This is a genomic window from Phaeocystidibacter luteus (genome assembly GCF_008933115.1).
Lineage (GTDB): Bacteria > Bacteroidota > Bacteroidia > Flavobacteriales > Schleiferiaceae > Phaeocystidibacter > Phaeocystidibacter luteus.
Window position 1 is genome coordinate 52,637 of the sequence record NZ_WBVO01000013.1, and the last position, 17,329, is coordinate 69,965.

The 17,329-nt window shown below is 46.5% G+C and carries 13 protein-coding genes; 6 read left to right on the plus strand and 7 right to left on the minus strand.

What is annotated here, in order from left to right:
- The first annotated feature begins 5 nt into the window (after positions 1-5).
- Positions 6-617 carry an NUDIX hydrolase gene (locus F8C67_RS13165; protein ID WP_170266466.1) on the plus strand — a complete coding sequence of 204 codons (612 nt, stop codon included), beginning with the start codon at positions 6-8 and terminating at the stop codon, positions 615-617.
- Here F8C67_RS13165 and coaD read toward each other — a convergent pair.
- Positions 585-1,046 (minus strand): pantetheine-phosphate adenylyltransferase, encoded by a 462-nt coding sequence (coaD, locus tag F8C67_RS13170; protein ID WP_151668326.1) that lies wholly within the window; start codon positions 1,044-1,046, stop codon positions 585-587. The two genes, F8C67_RS13165 and coaD, sit on opposite strands and share 33 nt — an antisense overlap.
- A 4-nt stretch (positions 1,047-1,050) precedes the next feature.
- Positions 1,051-2,037 (minus strand): D-alanine--D-alanine ligase, encoded by a 987-nt coding sequence (locus F8C67_RS13175; protein ID WP_151668327.1) that lies wholly within the window; start codon positions 2,035-2,037, stop codon positions 1,051-1,053.
- A 118-nt stretch (positions 2,038-2,155) separates the two neighbouring features.
- Between F8C67_RS13175 and F8C67_RS13180 the strand changes: the two genes are divergently transcribed.
- The 4 genes from F8C67_RS13180 to F8C67_RS13195 are packed head-to-tail and all read left to right on the plus strand — an operon-like array spanning position 2,156 to position 6,928.
- Positions 2,156-2,971 (plus strand): PASTA domain-containing protein, encoded by an 816-nt coding sequence (locus F8C67_RS13180; protein WP_151668328.1) that lies wholly within the window; start codon positions 2,156-2,158, stop codon positions 2,969-2,971.
- A 2-nt stretch (positions 2,972-2,973) separates the two neighbouring features.
- A complete protein-coding gene (locus F8C67_RS13185) occupies positions 2,974-4,761 on the plus strand; it encodes a T9SS type A sorting domain-containing protein (protein ID WP_151668329.1) in 1,788 nt (595 codons plus the stop codon).
- The gene (locus F8C67_RS13190; RefSeq protein ID WP_151668330.1) at positions 4,761-5,801 is read left to right on the plus strand and encodes an RluA family pseudouridine synthase; all 1,041 of its coding nucleotides are present in this window, start codon (positions 4,761-4,763) and stop codon (positions 5,799-5,801) included. Before F8C67_RS13185 ends, F8C67_RS13190 begins: the two co-directional genes overlap by 1 nt.
- A gap of 56 nt (positions 5,802-5,857) precedes the next feature.
- Positions 5,858-6,928, plus strand: a complete 1,071-nt coding sequence (locus F8C67_RS13195; protein WP_170266467.1) for a cytochrome-c peroxidase — start codon at positions 5,858-5,860, stop codon at positions 6,926-6,928.
- A gap of 1 nt (position 6,929) precedes the next feature.
- On the opposite strand, the gene F8C67_RS13200 is transcribed toward F8C67_RS13195, so the two are convergent.
- Genes F8C67_RS13200 through F8C67_RS13210 form a run of 3 tightly spaced genes read right to left on the minus strand, consistent with a single transcriptional unit; the run spans position 6,930 to position 10,880 of the window.
- Entirely contained in the window at positions 6,930-7,406 is a 477-nt protein-coding gene (locus F8C67_RS13200; RefSeq protein ID WP_151668332.1) for a hypothetical protein, read from the minus strand.
- An 8-nt stretch (positions 7,407-7,414) separates the two neighbouring features.
- The gene (locus tag F8C67_RS13205; RefSeq protein ID WP_151668333.1) at positions 7,415-9,196 is read right to left on the minus strand and encodes an AMP-dependent synthetase/ligase; all 1,782 of its coding nucleotides are present in this window, start codon (positions 9,194-9,196) and stop codon (positions 7,415-7,417) included.
- A 10-nt stretch (positions 9,197-9,206) separates the two neighbouring features.
- The gene (locus F8C67_RS13210; protein ID WP_151668334.1) at positions 9,207-10,880 is read right to left on the minus strand and encodes an amidohydrolase; all 1,674 of its coding nucleotides are present in this window, start codon (positions 10,878-10,880) and stop codon (positions 9,207-9,209) included.
- Between the two features lie 121 nt (positions 10,881-11,001).
- On the opposite strand from F8C67_RS13210, the gene purL reads away from it, so the two are divergent.
- Positions 11,002-13,236, plus strand: a complete 2,235-nt coding sequence (gene purL, locus F8C67_RS13215) for a phosphoribosylformylglycinamidine synthase subunit PurL (protein ID WP_151668335.1) — start codon at positions 11,002-11,004, stop codon at positions 13,234-13,236.
- Positions 13,237-13,556: 320 nt separating this feature from the next.
- Here purL and F8C67_RS13220 read toward each other — a convergent pair whose 3' ends face one another.
- Both F8C67_RS13220 and F8C67_RS13225 read right to left on the minus strand, forming a co-directional pair.
- Complete coding sequence (locus F8C67_RS13220) at positions 13,557-14,273, minus strand: LytR/AlgR family response regulator transcription factor (RefSeq protein ID WP_151668336.1); 717 nt, start codon at positions 14,271-14,273, stop codon at positions 13,557-13,559.
- 16 nt (positions 14,274-14,289) lie between these two features.
- The gene (locus F8C67_RS13225) at positions 14,290-17,283 is read right to left on the minus strand and encodes a sensor histidine kinase (RefSeq protein WP_151668337.1); all 2,994 of its coding nucleotides are present in this window, start codon (positions 17,281-17,283) and stop codon (positions 14,290-14,292) included.
- Positions 17,284-17,329: the final 46 nt, after the last annotated feature.

The window sequence follows — 17,329 nt, forward strand, 5'->3', positions numbered from 1 at the left end:
CGCAAATGTACACGATTTTCATCAACGATTTAACCCTTCACATCACGAAGAATGCTCCCGCCGTGGGCACCGTAAAGACCATCGAAGGGGATAAGCGTATCTGGTTGGACGCCAATTGGAAAGAGCTTTCAAATAAAGCGAAGAATGATCGGGTGTACATCGTAACGGATGACCCAGACGAACTGTGGAACCTCATTTCAAACCGATACAAGTTGATCGAAGCGGCCGGTGGACTCGTTACGAACAGCCATGGCGAGATACTTTTCATTGAACGACTAGGTAAGTGGGACTTGCCAAAAGGAAAACTCGAAGAAGGAGAAGATGTGCGAGAGTGCGCATTGAGAGAAGTAGAGGAAGAGTGTGGCATTACCGGTCACACCATTGTAGAGGATCTGCCGAACACCTACCATACATATAAGGTTGGAGATGTTCCTGTGCTAAAACGCACCTATTGGTATTGGATGCGTATTGATGGTCAGCCTGAGCTCACTCCACAAACCGAGGAGGATATTACTAAGACCGTGTGGTTGAAAGAAAAGGACTGGAATATGGTAGAGAAGAATACCTATCCATCCATCAAGTCGCTACTTGAAACGTACCGCTTTAGGTACAAATAGGGTGTAATCGCCTCCATTTCGGTAAACATCCCGAACGATGCTGGATGAGATGTAGGCATACCTCGCTGAAGTAAGCAGGAAGACCGTTTCCATATCTGGACTCATTTCTCTATTGGCCTGGGCGATGGCCTTTTCAAATTCGAAATCGGCCGGATTCCGCAAACCGCGAAGCAAGAAATTGGCGCCGAGATCTTCTGCAAATTTAACCGTCAGGCCGTCGTATGATTGCACTTCAATTTTCGATTCACCTTCAAAGGTATCCTCGATGAATTTCATGCGTTCTTCGAGGCTAAACATGTACTTCTTGTTGGCATTTTGTCCAACGGCTACAATGATTTTGTCAAAGAGCGGTAGTGCCCGACTAATGATGTTCTCATGACCACGCGTAATGGGATCGAAGGAGCCGGGAAAGAGTGCAATACGTGCCATGAGGTTAGCGTGACTTTGAAAGTGATTCGACAACGATAAAGGTAAAAAAGTCTTTTAAGGACATGCCCGCCTCCCGAACTTGTTGAGGCACGATGCTCGCCGGTGAAAGTCCTGGAACCGTATTTACCTCAATGAGGTATGGAAGTCCCGTGGTCTTCTCAATGATATAATCTACGCGTACTATTCCTTTTAGATGTAGCATCTCGTATACCTTCTTCGTGGTGTGCGCGATTTCAGATGCAATGGTGTCAGATATTCGGGCAGGAGTGATTTCTTCCGACTCTCCATTGTATTTCGCCTTATAATCGAAAAATGCATTCTTGGGAACGATTTCGGTGAGTGGAAGAATGATTACTTCACCGTCTTTCATGAAAGCCCCGCAGCCCACCTCTGTTCCAATGACGCCCTGTTCCACAATCACACGATCGTCTTCGCTTCGCGCGTATTCCACCGCGGCATCCAGTTCTCCTGGAGTCTCAACTCGACTCACTCCAAAACTGCTACCAGCGCGTGAAGGTTTCACAAATACAGGGAAGTTGAGCCTGCGAGTGATGAGGTCGTAATCAGCATTCTGACCCGGGTGGAGGTATACCGAAGGAGCACAACGGATTCCAAAATCGCGGAGTACCTGATTGCATTCACCCTTGTTGAAGGTTAGGGCAGCTTCAAACGAATCGCAAGAAGTATGCGGGATACCCATCATCTCCAAGTAACCCTGTAGCTTTCCATCTTCGCCAGGTGTTCCGTGTACGGCATTAAAGAGACCGTCGAATTGGATAGTACGCCCATTCAATTCGAATGTGAACGTGTTTCTATCGATGCGAATCGAATTCTCATCGACAACCGCGAACCATCCCTTCTTCAGGATATGGACGGCATAAACGTCGAAATCCTCAGTGCTTAAATTGTTCAAAACCGTGGTTCCACTAAGAATGGAGATTTCGAACTCTGAAGAGTAGCCCCCCATCAAAACACCAATAACCTTTTTCATTGGAGAAGTCTAGAATTTATACGAATGTAGCGACAGTTAGAATATCTTCAACTCATCTGACTACATTTCGCTGTTCGGCGTTATCCTATATGTATATCTTTGAGGCGATACTACGCTTATGAAACTGATTCGATTTCTGAAGAGCAGAACGCTCCTTTTCAATTTGATAGTAATGCTCGTTGTAGCTATTGCGGGCATTTGGGTGTTGAATTCGTGGTTGGATTCAATTACCGACCATGGAGAAGTGGTGATTGTGCCTGACCTCCAAGGGAAAACGCTCTCTATGGTTGAGGAAGATTTAGAAGACCTGAATCTCTCCTTTGAAGTACTGGATTCTTCTGAATTCTCCAGACGATTCGAGCCAGGTTCCGTAGTTGATCAATATCCGGTTGCCGGCGCAGAAGTAAAGCGCAACCGAACCATCAAACTCACGTTGAACCCCATGCACGAACGCAAGCTCGCCTTGCCGGCCATTGTAGATATCCCGAGAGTTGATGCGCAATTCCGACTTGAAAGTAGAGGATTTGCAGTGGGAGAAGTGAGGTACGTTCCAGATATCGCGAAGGACAACGTTTTGTGGGTTGAATTGGACGGTATGAAGATCAATGACGAAGAGGCTGTTTATTCAAAGGGTACCGCTTTCGATTTAGTTTGCGGGGCTGGCCTTAGCAACGAGCGAACCTTCGTACCACGTTTGTACAACATGTCGCTCGATTCAGCGGAAAGAAAACTCAATGGCGTGATGTTGAATATTGGTTCCGTCCTATACGATGAGGACTTGACCGATACAGCGTCTGCCCGTATTTATAAGCAGGTTCCCGGTCCAAACCCAGAATTCGTAATTCGCATGGGAGATGGGGTTGACCTTTGGTTGACGAACGACAGTACCAAAATCCCGAAAATGACGTTCCAACCTGACACAACAGTGAACTAAGAATGCGTCTAGCTTTACTTTTTAGCGCTATCCTCTCTTCTTTTTGGGCTATTGCTCAGCAAGAAGTAATCGGTACGCCTATCTCTCGAATTCAAGAACCATCCATTCAAGCCTTTAAAACAGGCGATACATTAGACTTGCCATTTCGCGACGACTTCAGCGATGAAATGCAGATTCCAAATCCTACACGTTGGACGGATTTCAAGGTATACGTCAACAATACTTTTCCGGTAGACCAGCGGAGTAGAGGCGTGGCGACATTCGACGGTCTGGATGAAGGTGGAAAGGCTTACGATATCACAAAAGAGAATTCCGATACCCTTTGTGATGTGCTCACTTCTCAATATTTGGATTTGTCGGGTACAACATCACCGTATCTGGCTTTTCTGTATCAAGAAGGAGGATGGGGAGAGCTTCCAGAAGACAATGACAGCCTAGTGGTTGATTTCTGGAATGTCGATTCGGCCCGTTGGGAACGCGTTTGGAGTGTTGAAGGTGAAATGAAAGAGAGTGGATGGACGTGGGCGTCCATTTCTGCCGACGATCCCAAATGGTTGAAAAACGGTTTTCGTTTTAGAATTGGAAACTACGGTGCACGAAACGGTGCATTTGATATCTGGAACGTCGATTATCTATCCCTCGAAGAGAACAGAACTCCGGCCGATACCGTAGTCGAAGATCCAGCTATCACCCAGCCACACCCCGTACTATCGCGAAACTTCAAATTGATTCCTTGGTTCCACTTGAGTACAGGTTCGTTCAGACTTGGTTGGACGATGAAGTACCGCAGAAATGGTCCACCACCTCCAGGCGGATGGCCGTTGAACCTAGGGAAGTACAGGGTGTTTCAGGACGGGGCCGAGATCGCAAGCAGAACAAGTGTTCCGGTTATTACTAACCTGAACCACAACGTCGAACTCGAGTACATCGTTCCATTCGATCCCACGAACATCGTTATTCCTACCGCACCGATGGAGCTCAGAATTCAAGCGTGGTACGATGGGGTCGCAGTGGGTGTTCGAAAAAACGATTCTATTTCCTTGGTTCAGCATTTCGACAATGCCTATGCCTTCGACGACGGTAGTGCCGAGCGTGTATATGGTCTGACCCAAGGCGATAGTTACATGCTCACACAGTTTCAGCCGCTTCTTTCGGATACGCTAAAAGGATTCCAAATCTACTTTGGTCAAGCTAAGGACGACATCACCAATGAACCCTTTAAGCTAGTTGTTTACTCTTTCGATAACAATGCGCCCGACAATATCATCTACGAAAGCGATAGTCTGTATCTCCCGCAATACGCCGGAAGAAATAATCAGTTTGTTGCCTACGAACTCGATACACCCGGCATTTACATCAATGGAACGGTTTACATCGGGTTGAAACAATTGAGCAGTACACCTCTTACAGTTGGATTTGATCGGAACACAGATGGCGATACAACTGTCATCTATGGCGATGGAAACATTTGGTATCCTTCCAATCAACAAGGGGCTTTGATGATTCGACCGTACTTCAGGTATCATCCAAATGATATTTCTGTTATTGAACCTGAGCCTCAGAATCATTTCAAGTTGTATCCCAACCCTGCGGAGGATTACATTCAGCTCGACTTTGATGGAGGAAACTCCGCGGAGATTCAGATAGTGGATCTGAACGGTCGTGCAGTTCTTTCAACCCGTGTTCAGGCAAGGCAACCTATTGACGTTTCGGCCCTGCCGGCAGGCATTTATTTCGTTCGATGGAATAATGGCCAATACATTGAGGTTGAAAAGCTACTTTTGCACTGATGGTAGAAGAAGAAATCACCGATCCTTCGGAAGGCGAGAACGACGATTTATACGAGCATTATCGATTTGAAGCTGACAAAGGTCAGAAGGCACTTCGGGTGGATAAGTTCCTGCATAATTTCATGGAAAACACCTCACGGAACCGCATACAGAATGCGGCCGACGAAGGTGCTGTTCACGTGAATGGAACCCCTGTTAAGAGCAATTACAAGGTAAAGGCGGGTGACATCGTCACTATCGTACTGTCCTTTCCACCTACTCAAATCGAACTCGTTGCCGAGGATATACCGCTCAACGTGGTACATCAAGACGACGATGTGCTGGTGATTCACAAAGAGGCCGGAATGGTTGTGCACCCTGGATACGCAAACTATACCGGAACGCTTGTCAATGCCCTGCTGCACCTCTTCGAAAATCTGCCTACGGCCAATGGCGAACGACGCCCAGGGTTGGTGCATCGTTTGGATAAGAATACCTCCGGAATTATGGTTGTAGCCATTACGGAGTTTGCACTGAATCATCTGGCCAAGCAATTCTTCGATAGAACGACGGACCGCGAGTATGTAGCCATTGTTTGGGGCGAAATTGCCGATGACGAAGGCACAATAACTGGCCATATTGGAAGAAGTCTGAAGAACCGCAAGGTAATGACGGTATTCCCAGAAGGAGAATATGGGAAGCACGCGGTGACGCATTATAAAGTGATCGAAAGGTTGGGCTACGTGACTGTTGTAAGCTGTAAGCTTGAGACTGGTCGGACGCACCAAATTCGCGCCCACTTCCAGTACATTGGACACCCACTTTTCAACGATCCGGAGTACGGCGGCGATAAAATCTTGAAGGGAACACTCTTTACCAAGTACAAGCAGTTTGTTCAGAACTGTTTCGACGCATGTCCTCGTCACGCACTACACGCCAAGCGGTTGGCATTTGATCATCCTACTTCTGGTGAAAGACTCGAGTTCAACAGTGAGATACCGGAAGATATGCAGACGGTAATTGAGAAATTCCGCGTGTACACGCAGTCACGCCCGGAGTAGAATCATTCTGTGATTTGAACTACAATACTCCGTGATGCGTTGTGTATTTTAGTATGGTGAAAAAGTCTGTAATCATAATCGGAATCTTAGGAACAGGGCTTTGGGCTTGCCAGCCTGATCGCTTCGAGGAGCAACCCGTTGGTCCGGATGTTACCTATATCACTTTTCCAACTCCCGATAACTTCCCAGAACCAATTCTACCTGCGGATAACCCGCTAACCGAAGAGGGGGTAAAGTTGGGACGTCACCTTTTTTATGAACCTCGCCTTTCAGGAGACAACTCTTTAGCTTGTGCGGGATGTCATATCCAAGACCAAGGTTTTGCAGATTTCACGCCCACAAGTGAGGGTATTGACGGCATTAGTGGTACCAAGAACTCTATGGCCATTTTTAATCTTGCATGGCAAGATAATTTCTTTTGGGACGGACGACGTCAGAGCTTGGAGGCCCAGGCTTTCGATCCCGTTGTAGATCCAATTGAAATGCACTCTACATGGCCAGAGGCTCTCGATAAATTGAGAGGGGATTCATTGTATCAGAAACTCTTTGAAGAGGCTTTCGGAGCCAACAGCATAACGCAAGACAATGCCACTAAGGCTATTGCTCAGTTTGAGCGAACCATGATTAGTGCGAATAGCAAGTTCGATCAATGGCAGAGAGGAGAGTATCAATTCACTCCCGATGAAGCGGAAGGGTACAACATCTTCAACTCAGAAATTGGCGACTGCTTCCATTGTCACGGCGATTTGAACACTGGCAATCAGTTTGGAGCATTTGGGGCACTTCAATTCTCGAATAACGGTTTGGACTCTGTTCTCGAACCAGGTTCTGGTAGGGAAGCCGTTACGGGAGATTCACTTGATAGAGCAAAATTTAAAATCCCATCGCTTAGAAACGTGGAGTATACCTTCCCGTACATGCACGATGGTAGGTTCCAGAATTTGTTCGAAGTGATTGAGTTCTACAACATGGGTGGTCATGTGACCTATACAATCGACCCGAACATGAAAGCCGCAGGAGAAGGTCAGAACTGGTCGCAAACGCAGAAAGATCAACTCTTGGCATTCTTGAGAACGTTGTCTGATCCAGATTTTGTGACGGATACAGCCTTCTCAGATCCCTTCTAGATTACATTTCGTACCATTTCTTCTCAAGTATAACCGTGCTATCTGGTTCGGAGGATATCGACCAGAAGTTGTCCGATTCTATCCAAAACAAATACCTCAAGCTCGAATCGTAAGAGAAGGCTTCGATAATCAGGGGCGTTAGCACTCCGCGAGACTCGCCTTGGTAGTACATCTCCATCTCTTGTAGTCTGGAAGCTCTTCCAGCGAACTCTTCAATGTGAATTTCATCTCCGTTAGGGGTGCCGTATTCAATGGTATGTCGATACATCAAAAATGCCTCTCCCGTTGTGTCGAGATTGAATAGGAAACGTCGTTCTATGCTCTCACAATGCGCGCATATTTCGGTGGTCACATACTCGTGTGACAAACCGAGGGAGTAGGGCGCTGGGGAATCGCTGTTTTCGGAACTACCCTGACAAGAAACAAGAATGCCCGCCGTAGCGAGCACTCTCAAGGGGGATTTAATTCTACTGTTCATACACAGAATTAGGCGTTCGGTTCGTGACCGTATATGTTCTCATAAAGCTTCGCGTACTTGCGTACAATTGGCTTTCTACGGAGACTCAACTTCGGAGTGAGTTCACCGCCTTCTACGCTCCATGGCTCTGGCGTGAGTTCAAACTTCTTCACTTGTTCCCACTTGCCATAACGGCTGTTGATTTCATCTATATCTCTGCCGATTCGCTCAATAACGCGATCGTTCTTAATGATTTCGGCCGGACTCGTAAACGCAACGTCCTTTCGCTTACACCAATCTTCCAAGAATGCGAAGTCTGGTTGCACGAACGCCGCTGGGTGCTTCTCTCCATCACCAATAACGATGATTTGTTCGATGAAACGCGATTCCTTGAAGGAGTTTTCCATGATTTGTGGAGCGACGTATTTTCCGCCGCTGGTCTTAAACATTTCCTTCTTGCGGTCGGTGATTTTGAGATACTGGCCTTCGACCATCTCTCCGATATCTCCGGTGTGGAACCATCCATCCTTATCAATTACTTCGGCGGTCTTTTCAGGCTGATTGTAGTAGCCCATCATGACGTTTGGACCTTTGCAAAGGATTTCGCCATCGTCGGCGATTTTAACCTGAACGTTGTTGATAGGTCGACCTACAGTTCCAATGCGAGTTCCGTCATTCAGTGGACAGTTTACGCTGATAACTGGTGAAGTTTCTGTTAGACCGTATCCTTCTTGAATATTGATGTCGGCTGCGAGGAAAATTCTGGCCAGCTTTGGGTTTAGGGCTGCAGAGCCTGAAGCAATGGCTTTCACGTTTCCGCCGAGGGCTTCTTGCCACTTGCTAAAGATGAGCTTTCGGGCAATCTTCAATTTGAAATTGTAGAATCCGCTACGGCCATTGATGGTGTACTTCTCACCAACAGAAACCGCCCAGAAGAAGAGAGCCTTTTTAACACCGGTTAGCTCAGCGCCTTTACCCATGATTCGGTCGTAAACCTTTTCGAGTAGACGTGGAACGGCGGTGAAAATGATAGGCTTAACCTCTCTGATGTTATCTCCGATGGTTTCGAGAGATTCGGCATAGTAGATAGGTACACTCTTGTAGGCGTACAAATAGATCAACATGCGCTCAAAAATGTGACAGAGTGGGAGGAAGCTGATGGCTCTTCCCTCGATGCCAACGGGAAGTCTGTCTTCACTGTCGAGGAAGTTGCTACATATGTTCCAGTGGCTCAACATCACTCCTTTGGGCTTACCCGTTGTGCCAGAGGTGTAGATGAGCGTAGCAAGGTCTTCCTTCTTCACATTGGCCTTGCGAGTTTCGATTTCCTCGATGTGCGGGTTTGATGCACCGAGCTCGAGGACTTCACTCCAGTTTGGAATTCCCTCTTCCTCGTCGAAGATGTAAATTTCTTTCAGGTGTGGGCAGCTCGGCTGAACGCGCTTCACCTTTTCGTAGAGTTCTTTATTTGAAACGAAGCACATCTTTGCTTCGGAATCGTTGAAGATATAGGTGTAGTCTTCCTCAGATGCCGTTGGATACATCGGTACATCGATGGCGCCAGCCTGAAGGATACCGATATCCATAATGTTCCATTCGAACCTGTTGTTTGCACTGATGAGGGCAACTTTGTCTTTTGGCTGAATGCCTTTTTCAATAAGTGCCGACGAGATATTGGTGGCTTTATCTACGTATTCTTGGGTGCTAATCTTAATCCAGTTGCCGTTCACTTTGGTGGCAATAGCGTCCTCAAGAGGCTTGGTAGCTAGCTGGTAATGAGGGACATCAAATAAACGTTCCGGTTTATTCATGATGGTTGTTTTAATCGTTTTTATAAACTACTTCTCCGTTCACAACGGTGTATAAAACACGTGCACGGAGTATATCATCTTCAGGGCAACTCAATAGGTCGGTATCTAAAATAGTAAAGTCTGCCCATTTGCCTAACTCAATCGAGCCTTTATCCTCCTCTTCGAAGTTAGATATGGCAGCCCAGATTGTCATCCCTCGAAGTGCGTCCTCGCGAGAAAGTGCGTTTTCCATCTGAAATCCACCTTCGGGGAAGCCAGCATGGTCCTTTCTAACAACGGCAGCATAGAATGTGTTTAGCGGATCAATTTCTTCAACCGGAAAATCGGTTCCAAGGGCCACCCATCCTGCAGGATTTAGTAGTTCGCGATACGCATAGGCGTTTTTAACGCGTTCAGGTCCGAGTCTCCTTTCAGCCCAATACATATCGCTAGTGGCGTGTGTAGGTTGAATGCTTGGTATGATGTACGGTTGGTCGAATTTTTCGAAGTCATTTTCAGAAACGACTTGTGCATGCTCGATTCTCCAACGGAAGTCACTTTTTTTAGTTTCTCTGCCTTCGTTGTAGGCATTGAAAGTGTCCCAATAAATCTCGAGTAAAAGGTGATTTGCACTATCGCCAATCGCATGCGTGTTCATTTGAAAACCGGCTTCTGCCAATTTTTGAGCGGATTCGCGAAAGTGGTCTTCTGAACTCAGCATTAGACCGAAATATCCGGGCTCGTCGTGATACGGTTCCCTCAAGCACGCTCCTCGTGAACCCAAAGCGCCATCTCCGTAAAACTTGAAGCTTCGCACATTCAAACGATCTGTTTGGTAAAAGCCGTTTTCCAGGTAGTGCTCCATCCATCTCGGATCGTCGCTCACCATGGCGTAAATCCTCATTTTGAGTTGGTTTGCACGCTGGAGCGAATCGATGAACTCAATCATGGGTTTGCTCAGTCCAGCATCGTCGATGGTCGTCAGCCCCACAGCGAAGCAATTTTCTTGGGCCATAAGAAGACCTTCCGCGAGCTGTGCATTTGAAGCCTCAGGTATTTGGAGTAGCTCAGTAGCGTTGTCAATCAACACTCCTGTGAGGTATCCGAAGTTTCGAATTACTTCGCCTCCTTCAACAGTAGTCCATGGGCCAATACTATCTAGATCTAGGGCGGCTTGGTTAGCGATTACGGCGTGACCGTCGATTCTCGTGAGCACTACAGGAGTGTTTGGAAAAGCAACATTCAGTTTGGTGTTTTTGGGCATGAGTTTGTCGATAGACCAATCATTTTGATCCCAGCCTCTACCTGTGATATAGGTAATATGCGGATTAGCTTCTGCAAACGCCACAGTACGTTCTACGACCTCTTCCCAACTTTTTGTTCCACGTAAGTCTACACTCTGAAGTCCCTTGGCATAGCCGACGAAGTGCGCATGTGCGTCAATGAATCCGGCATAGAGGAAGGCACCGTTCAGGTTGAGTGTGTCATCGCTGTGCCATGGGGTTTGCTCTTGGCGCGACATCCCCACAATTCGTCCATCTGTAACGGCAACCGTGTAATTGGTTACAGTGCTATCTGGGGTTACCAAAACGGCGTGGGTGAAAAGTTGATCTACCTGGGTTTTCTCTGGTGAGCTGCAGCTTGAGAATTGGACGGTTAGACCAGCAAGAAAGGCTATAAACAGTGGGCTTGAAAGACTTTTCATTCTGGGAAGATATAGAATATTGTGACTCAGATTCGGATGTGGATAAACCGATAGGTGGAAACGTGTGGAACATCGCGGCAATATGCCTACTTTTGCAGTCTATTCGTAAAGCACATTGCACATGTCGGTAAGTACCGTAGAAACAACCGTAGACACCGCCGTTGAACTAGGCTTGCTCCCTGAGGAATTTGACAAGATTTGTGAGATTCTCGGACGTACTCCAAACTATACAGAGCTCAGCATATACTCTGTAATGTGGAGTGAGCACTGCAGTTACAAGAACTCTATCGTGTGGTTAAAGACTCTTCCAAAGGATGGTCCGCACATGCTCGTTAAAGCGGGTGAAGAGAATGCAGGATTGGTAGATATAGGAGATGGATTGGCTTGCGCCTTCAAGATTGAATCGCACAACCACCCTTCGGCTATTGAGCCTTATCAAGGTGCCGCTACAGGTGTTGGAGGTATTAACCGCGATATCTTTACAATGGGAGCACGTCCCATTGCTCAGCTCAACTCACTTCGCTTCGGTGAACTTGAAAATCCACGCACACAGTGGTTGTTGAAAGGAGTAGTAAAAGGTATTGGCGACTATGGAAACTCTTTCGGTATCCCAACCGTAGGTGGTGAGGTTTACTTTGACAAGAGCTACAATCAGAACCCATTGGTGAATGCCTTCTCAGCTGGAATCGTTGAGGTTGGTGGACAAATCAGTGCGAAGAGTGCGGGTCCAGGTAACCCGGTTTACATCGTTGGTTCTGCAACTGGCCGTGACGGTATTCACGGTGCAGCCTTCGCATCAAAAGATTTGAGCGAAGATTCTGCGAATGACATTCCAAGTGTACAGGTAGGTGATCCTTTCCAAGAGAAGTTGCTTCTCGAAGCTACTATGGAGCTCGCCAAGAGCGGTGCTGTTGTAGGTATGCAGGATATGGGCGCAGCCGGTATCACTTGTTCTACGAGTGAAATGAGTGCTGGAGGTGGCGTTGGTATGCGCATCCAGCTCGATAAAGTTCCTACTCGTCAAGACGGTATGGAGCCATGGGAAATCCTTCTTTCTGAATCTCAAGAGCGCATGCTCGTTGTGGTTGACAAAGGTCGCGAGGCCGATGTTGAGAAGATTTTCGAGAAGTGGGATATCCACTGTGAGCAGATTGGTGAAGTTGTAGAAGGTGACATCCTTGAGTATTACTGGGGTGAAGAGCTAATTGCACAAACACCAGCCGATCCACTCGTACTTGGTGGAGGAGCTCCTGTGTACTATCGCGAGACTCGCGAACCGGCTTACTACAATGAATTCAAGCAGTTCGACATCAACGATGTCGCTATGCCAAGCGACTTGAAGAAGGCTGCAGAAACAGTGATTGAATCACCAAACATCGCTTCGAAGAAGTTCGTTTACGAGCAGTACGACAGCATGGTGGGCACTGTGAATATGAGCACGAACGGTCCAACTGACGCCGCCATTGTAAACATCAAGGATACCAACCGAGGTATTGCAATGACGGTAGATTGCAATAGCCGTTATGTGAATGCCGACCCGAAAGTAGGTACAATGATTGCCGTTTCAGAAGCTGCTAGAAACATCGTTGTTTCAGGTGGTGTTCCTTCTGCAATTACAAACTGCTTGAACTTTGGTAACCCGTACAACCCAGAAGTGTACTGGCAGTTTGTTGGGGCCATCAAGGGGATGTCTGCAGCTTGCGAGAAATTTGCCACTCCGGTAACAGGAGGTAACGTGAGCTTCTACAACCAAACGGTATTGAAGAGCGGAACCGAGCCTGTTTTCCCAACTCCAACGATTGGTATGATTGGATTGGTGAATGACAAGAAGCACATCACGACCGTTCCATACAAGGAAAAAGGTCACTTGATCTACTTGATTGGTGAGAATCGCAACGATATTTCTCAATCGGAGTATTTGGTTCGCTACCACAAGATTGAAAAGTCTCCTGTTCCATACTTCAGTCTAGAGGAAGAATACGCGAACCAGGAGCAAATCAAGATGCTTATTCGCAAAGGCGTGCTGCGTTCTGCACACGATGTAAGCGAAGGTGGTTTGTTTGTGACCCTTATGGAGAAGGCGATGTCTTCCGGGCTAGGTTTCGACGTAACAACCGACGCGGCTATCAGAAAAGATGCTTGGCTATTTGGTGAAAGCCAGAGCCGAGTGGTAGTTTCAGTGGATAGCGATCATGAAGATGAGTTCATCGACTTGATGATGTTGAACGGTGTTGAGTTCGACTTGCTAGGTCACGTTACCAAAGGAAGCATCAGAATTGACGATGAAGACTGGGGTACGGTTGATACATGGAAAGACAAGTACGACAATGCCATCGGAAAGCACTTCGAGCACTAAGCATCAGAAGTATATAAATAGAAAAAGCCGTCCCGAGAGCGTGACGGCTTTTTTTGTTGCGATAACCGTATGAAAAACCCAAAGCCACCTATTTCTTTGGGTTAACCCGTTGTGAGTAGCACCACGGAGAACTGAGAGAGAGTTATCTTTCGCGCAATGTTCAACAACTTCGCTCAAGTGTGATGAGAGATGAAGAGTAGAACTGAAGTTGAAGAACGTGCGGCTTTCGTGTTATCGCTGGTACGAATATGCGTTAAGCCGGGAACTCCCGAAAGCAGAATTTAACAAACTGCACATTTCAGTTCAGGAACTGCAACTCGTCAAGAAGAAAGTATAGAACTGAGCTTTGGTTTGTAGGTGCGACCAACCTCCAGCTTCACACTGTTCGCCATCTCTACGCTCGACTTTGCGCCGCGTTCATAGGATAGTATTTGGCGGATGTTCACCATGTGTTTTTTGTGAATTCGGATGAACTCACTCTCGGGAAGTGATTTTTCAAAATGGCCGAGTGCCTTTGAAGCCAACACGGTTTTACCCCCTTTAAGATAAAACTCGGTGTAAGATCCCGAACCTGTGAGGTATAGTATATCGCTACCTTTTATTCTCAAGGTTTCCGATCTGCTCTGAATGGAAACGATGGTTTGATTCGCCTCTTCGTTATTCGTTCCATTGGTTGCTTCAGCCATGCATCTAGCCAATGCTTCTTCCACGGCTGGTAGGTCGTAAGGCTTGAGCAGGTAGTGTACTGCGCCATATTTAAAGGCGTCTACCGCATAGTGGTCGTAAGCTGTGGTAAATACTACCTTAAACCCACGGTTGGTGAATTTGTCCAGCACCTCGAAGCCCAAGCGCTCATTGATGCGGATGTCTAGAAATACCACATCGGGTTTTTCGAGTGCCACGAGCTCCATAGCCGTATCCACGTCAGCCGCTTCACCGGCGATGTCAATCTTCCAGGAAGACTGATTCAATAAGTTTCGTAGTAGACCTCGTGCGTGCGGTTCGTCGTCTACCAAGACGCATTTAAGTGTAGCCAAGTTCAGAGTCTTTTTGTCACAGTGCTAATGTAAGTACAAAGTGTGTTCCGCCTTGTGCAGAAACTAAGTCAAGTTTGTATTCCTTTTGGTGCATTTCAGAAAGCAATTGCAAACGCTTAATGACATTCCTCAACCCCAGAGAACCTCGTAATTCTTCTCCTTTCAAAATCGCGCGCCATTTATCCTGTGGGAATCCGTCTCCATTGTCTTCGATGTGTACGATGAGAGCATCCGAAGTCTTTTCAACTGAAACCATAACGATTCCACCTTCCGTTTTCTTGCTAACGCCATGCCAAACAGCGTTCTCTAATATGGGTTGCAGAAGCATTGGAGGAATAAACTCACGGTCTTGATTGATCTCTTCACTGACCGAAATTTCAAATTTCATTTTACCGTCCAATCGCATGGTTTCAAGACTCAGGAACTCTGAGATATATTCAATCTCTTCCGAAAGAGAGATTCTATGCAGCTCCGGACGTTCAATAGTGGTGCGAATAAGCTTAGCTAAGCGGGTGAGATATTGCGATGCGGTATCATTCTTCTTCTCAGAAATCAGGTATTGAATCGAATTAAAGGAGTTGAAGATGAAATGCGGGTTGATTTGCATTTTGAGCGAGGACATGTTCGAAGAAATGAGCTCTCGCGATAATCTTCTCTGCCTAAGTGTATTTCTTATGATGTTGATTGTAAGAATGATCAACGGGCTTAGTACAATCGTCCAAAACCACCATGTTTCGCTCAACAGCGGCCTCACAGCGAACTGGAACCCATCTTGAACGGGATGAAAGATTCCATTGGCATCTCTAAACTTGAATTGGAAGGAATACGCACCGTTTCGCAAATTACTGATGCGTATGTCGCCATCAGAGCTGATACGCCATTCGTCGTTTTCATCAATTCTCCAATACCATTTTTGAAGTCCGCTTTGAAAAGCTTGTGGAGTACTTAGGCGCACATTGATATCTGTTTTTCCGCGCTCCATTCGGAACATCGCACCAATCTCACTCTGTTCTATTATTTGATTCTGCTCATCGATTAAGACCAGCTTGTGCTCAGAAGGCGACGGAGATTGATGCAGTAGGCGGTTAGGGAGAAAAGTCAGCTTTGATTCCGTTTCAACTAGAACTCCTTCTTCAATTGGGATGATCTGAACTATCGCTCCTTCGATATTGAGGAATTCGTTTTCGAGAGACTTGTACTGGGTAATTACTCCATCCTCGACCTTTGCCACAAAAATGGATTTTGAAAACCCTAAATAGACATGCTCTTCATCGGCAGCAATAACTTCAATGAACTGTTCAGGGAGAAGTGTTTCTTCGGTAATCGAATAGATGGTGTCGTCATTAAAAATCAGAAGGCCTTCATCTTTCGTGGCAGCAGCTAGCCAGTCGTTTGAAATGTGAGCGTAATCGGAAATTCTCGTGTTGGCTTTTGGGAAGCCGGGGAAGGCCGGTTTTAATATGCCATCCTCGAAAAGAAGCAGCCCCTCCAAGCTCGTCGCAAATCGAATTTTTCCATCGCGCATGATGAGGTCTTCACAGGAGTACTCGGAATTTGGGCGTGTGAGCATTGTGTCCTTTCTATAGGACTCCATCTTGAAAATTTCGTTCCTCCATACGTAGTAAATGGCAGAATCTTCCTTTCCAGGGTACATCCTCTTCACTCCTCCAAAGCCAGAGTTCTCGGTGTAGGTGTTATACTCAAGGATTTCAAAGTTGTCGTTTAGTGTAACTTCGAATGCCTTGTTAACAATCTTGTTTCCCTCAATTACCACGTTTTGGTAAGAGTACTGTGTTCTCAAAGAGGGGGGGAGTATCAGTTTTCCCACTTGCTCTAGTTCTCCTCTTGCCAAGTCTATGTCATACCTCGTCAGCGTATTTCCTTGAGCTATGATGAAGGAATTCCCTCTACGGAAAAACGGCCTGCCAATACGGTCAGAAGCGTTGTACGGGAAAGGAATGGTTCTAACACCAAAGTCGAGCACGCGTTGCAGTCCTTCGCCTGTGGCGCAGACCCAGTATACACCTCTAGAAGATTTGAAGACGTCACTCACGGTTTGATTTGGAAATGAAACCTCCACAAACTCAATTCCTTCTTCATCATAGACAAATCGTGAGGTTCCCCCTCGATAGTGGTTCACGAAAATTTCATCCCCATAGACGTCGATTGAGTGAATCCCTGCATGGCGAGAGGAGTGGTACGTGAAATCACCGTTCTTGTCCTCAATCCATAGAATATGTCCAGTACCAATCAATCTGCTGCCGTTTGGTAAGGTGTCCGAACGATTGAATTGGATGATCATATCCAAAACTCGCTGATCGTCCTCTAAGGTGAAGAAGTAGTGGTCAATTGGTAGCCCGTTTGCCGTTACTCCACTTTCTTTGTGCAAGGAATGAGCGAGCTGTTCTCGGCGATAAAAAATTGTTCGAACTTCATGGATGGTTCTGTTTGAAAAGAAGTATTCGCCGGCTGAATTGTAAAGTGAATAAGCGGCAAACCCTTCTCTCACCGGCGTGACAACTGAGTCTAGCTTCACTTGAGTATCATTCATCCGAGCAGAGAAAAGCCTTCTCTTTTCTCCATAACCGTCAAAATAGTAGATCCCCGTTTCGGTGTCTTCCGCCATGTAATAGGGAAATCCACTCGTAAGCTGACTGAGAAAGTGTTCGTTAAACGGCGGAGTTTTCCAGGTATCATCCTCATAATAACACAGTCCACCGTGAAATGATAGCGCCCAAATTCTATTTTCAGAATCGATGAATAGCTTAAAGACGGTATTATCTACTAACCCATCATCGGTGGTGAATTGTGTTACCTCGGAGCCATCAATCATGAAGATTCCTTGGTCCGATGCAATGAAAAGTCGGCCCAAATGATCCTCCTTCACTTGATATACTTCATCCACCGGAATTCTATCCGCTGTATTGAGCGATAGTCCAGGTTCAAAAGACTGGCCACTTACCGCTATGGAAAGTGTAGCAATCAAGAAAACGTAAAGGAATTTGAACATGGTTACTCGACGAATGCTGATAATAGAATCAATTGGGTTTAGTTGA

What these genes read in the sequence shown, in the direction of transcription:
- F8C67_RS13180 (WP_151668328.1), top strand. Translation starts at nt 2,156, where the DNA reads ATGAAACTGATTCGATTTCTGAAGAGCAGAACGCTCCTTTTCAATTTG.
- F8C67_RS13210 (WP_151668334.1), bottom strand. Translation starts at nt 10,880, where the DNA reads ATGAAAAGTCTTTCAAGCCCACTGTTTATAGCCTTTCTTGCTGGTCTA.
- F8C67_RS13165 (WP_170266466.1), top strand. Translation starts at nt 6, where the DNA reads ATGTACACGATTTTCATCAACGATTTAACCCTTCACATCACGAAGAAT.
- F8C67_RS13200 (WP_151668332.1), bottom strand. Translation starts at nt 7,406, where the DNA reads ATGAACAGTAGAATTAAATCCCCCTTGAGAGTGCTCGCTACGGCGGGC.
- purL (WP_151668335.1), top strand. Translation starts at nt 11,002, where the DNA reads ATGTCGGTAAGTACCGTAGAAACAACCGTAGACACCGCCGTTGAACTA.
- coaD (WP_151668326.1), bottom strand. Translation starts at nt 1,046, where the DNA reads ATGGCACGTATTGCACTCTTTCCCGGCTCCTTCGATCCCATTACGCGT.
- F8C67_RS13175 (WP_151668327.1), bottom strand. Translation starts at nt 2,037, where the DNA reads ATGAAAAAGGTTATTGGTGTTTTGATGGGGGGCTACTCTTCAGAGTTC.
- F8C67_RS13185 (WP_151668329.1), top strand. Translation starts at nt 2,974, where the DNA reads ATGCGTCTAGCTTTACTTTTTAGCGCTATCCTCTCTTCTTTTTGGGCT.
- F8C67_RS13190 (WP_151668330.1), top strand. Translation starts at nt 4,761, where the DNA reads ATGGTAGAAGAAGAAATCACCGATCCTTCGGAAGGCGAGAACGACGAT.
- F8C67_RS13205 (WP_151668333.1), bottom strand. Translation starts at nt 9,196, where the DNA reads ATGAATAAACCGGAACGTTTATTTGATGTCCCTCATTACCAGCTAGCT.
- F8C67_RS13225 (WP_151668337.1), bottom strand. Translation starts at nt 17,283, where the DNA reads ATGTTCAAATTCCTTTACGTTTTCTTGATTGCTACACTTTCCATAGCG.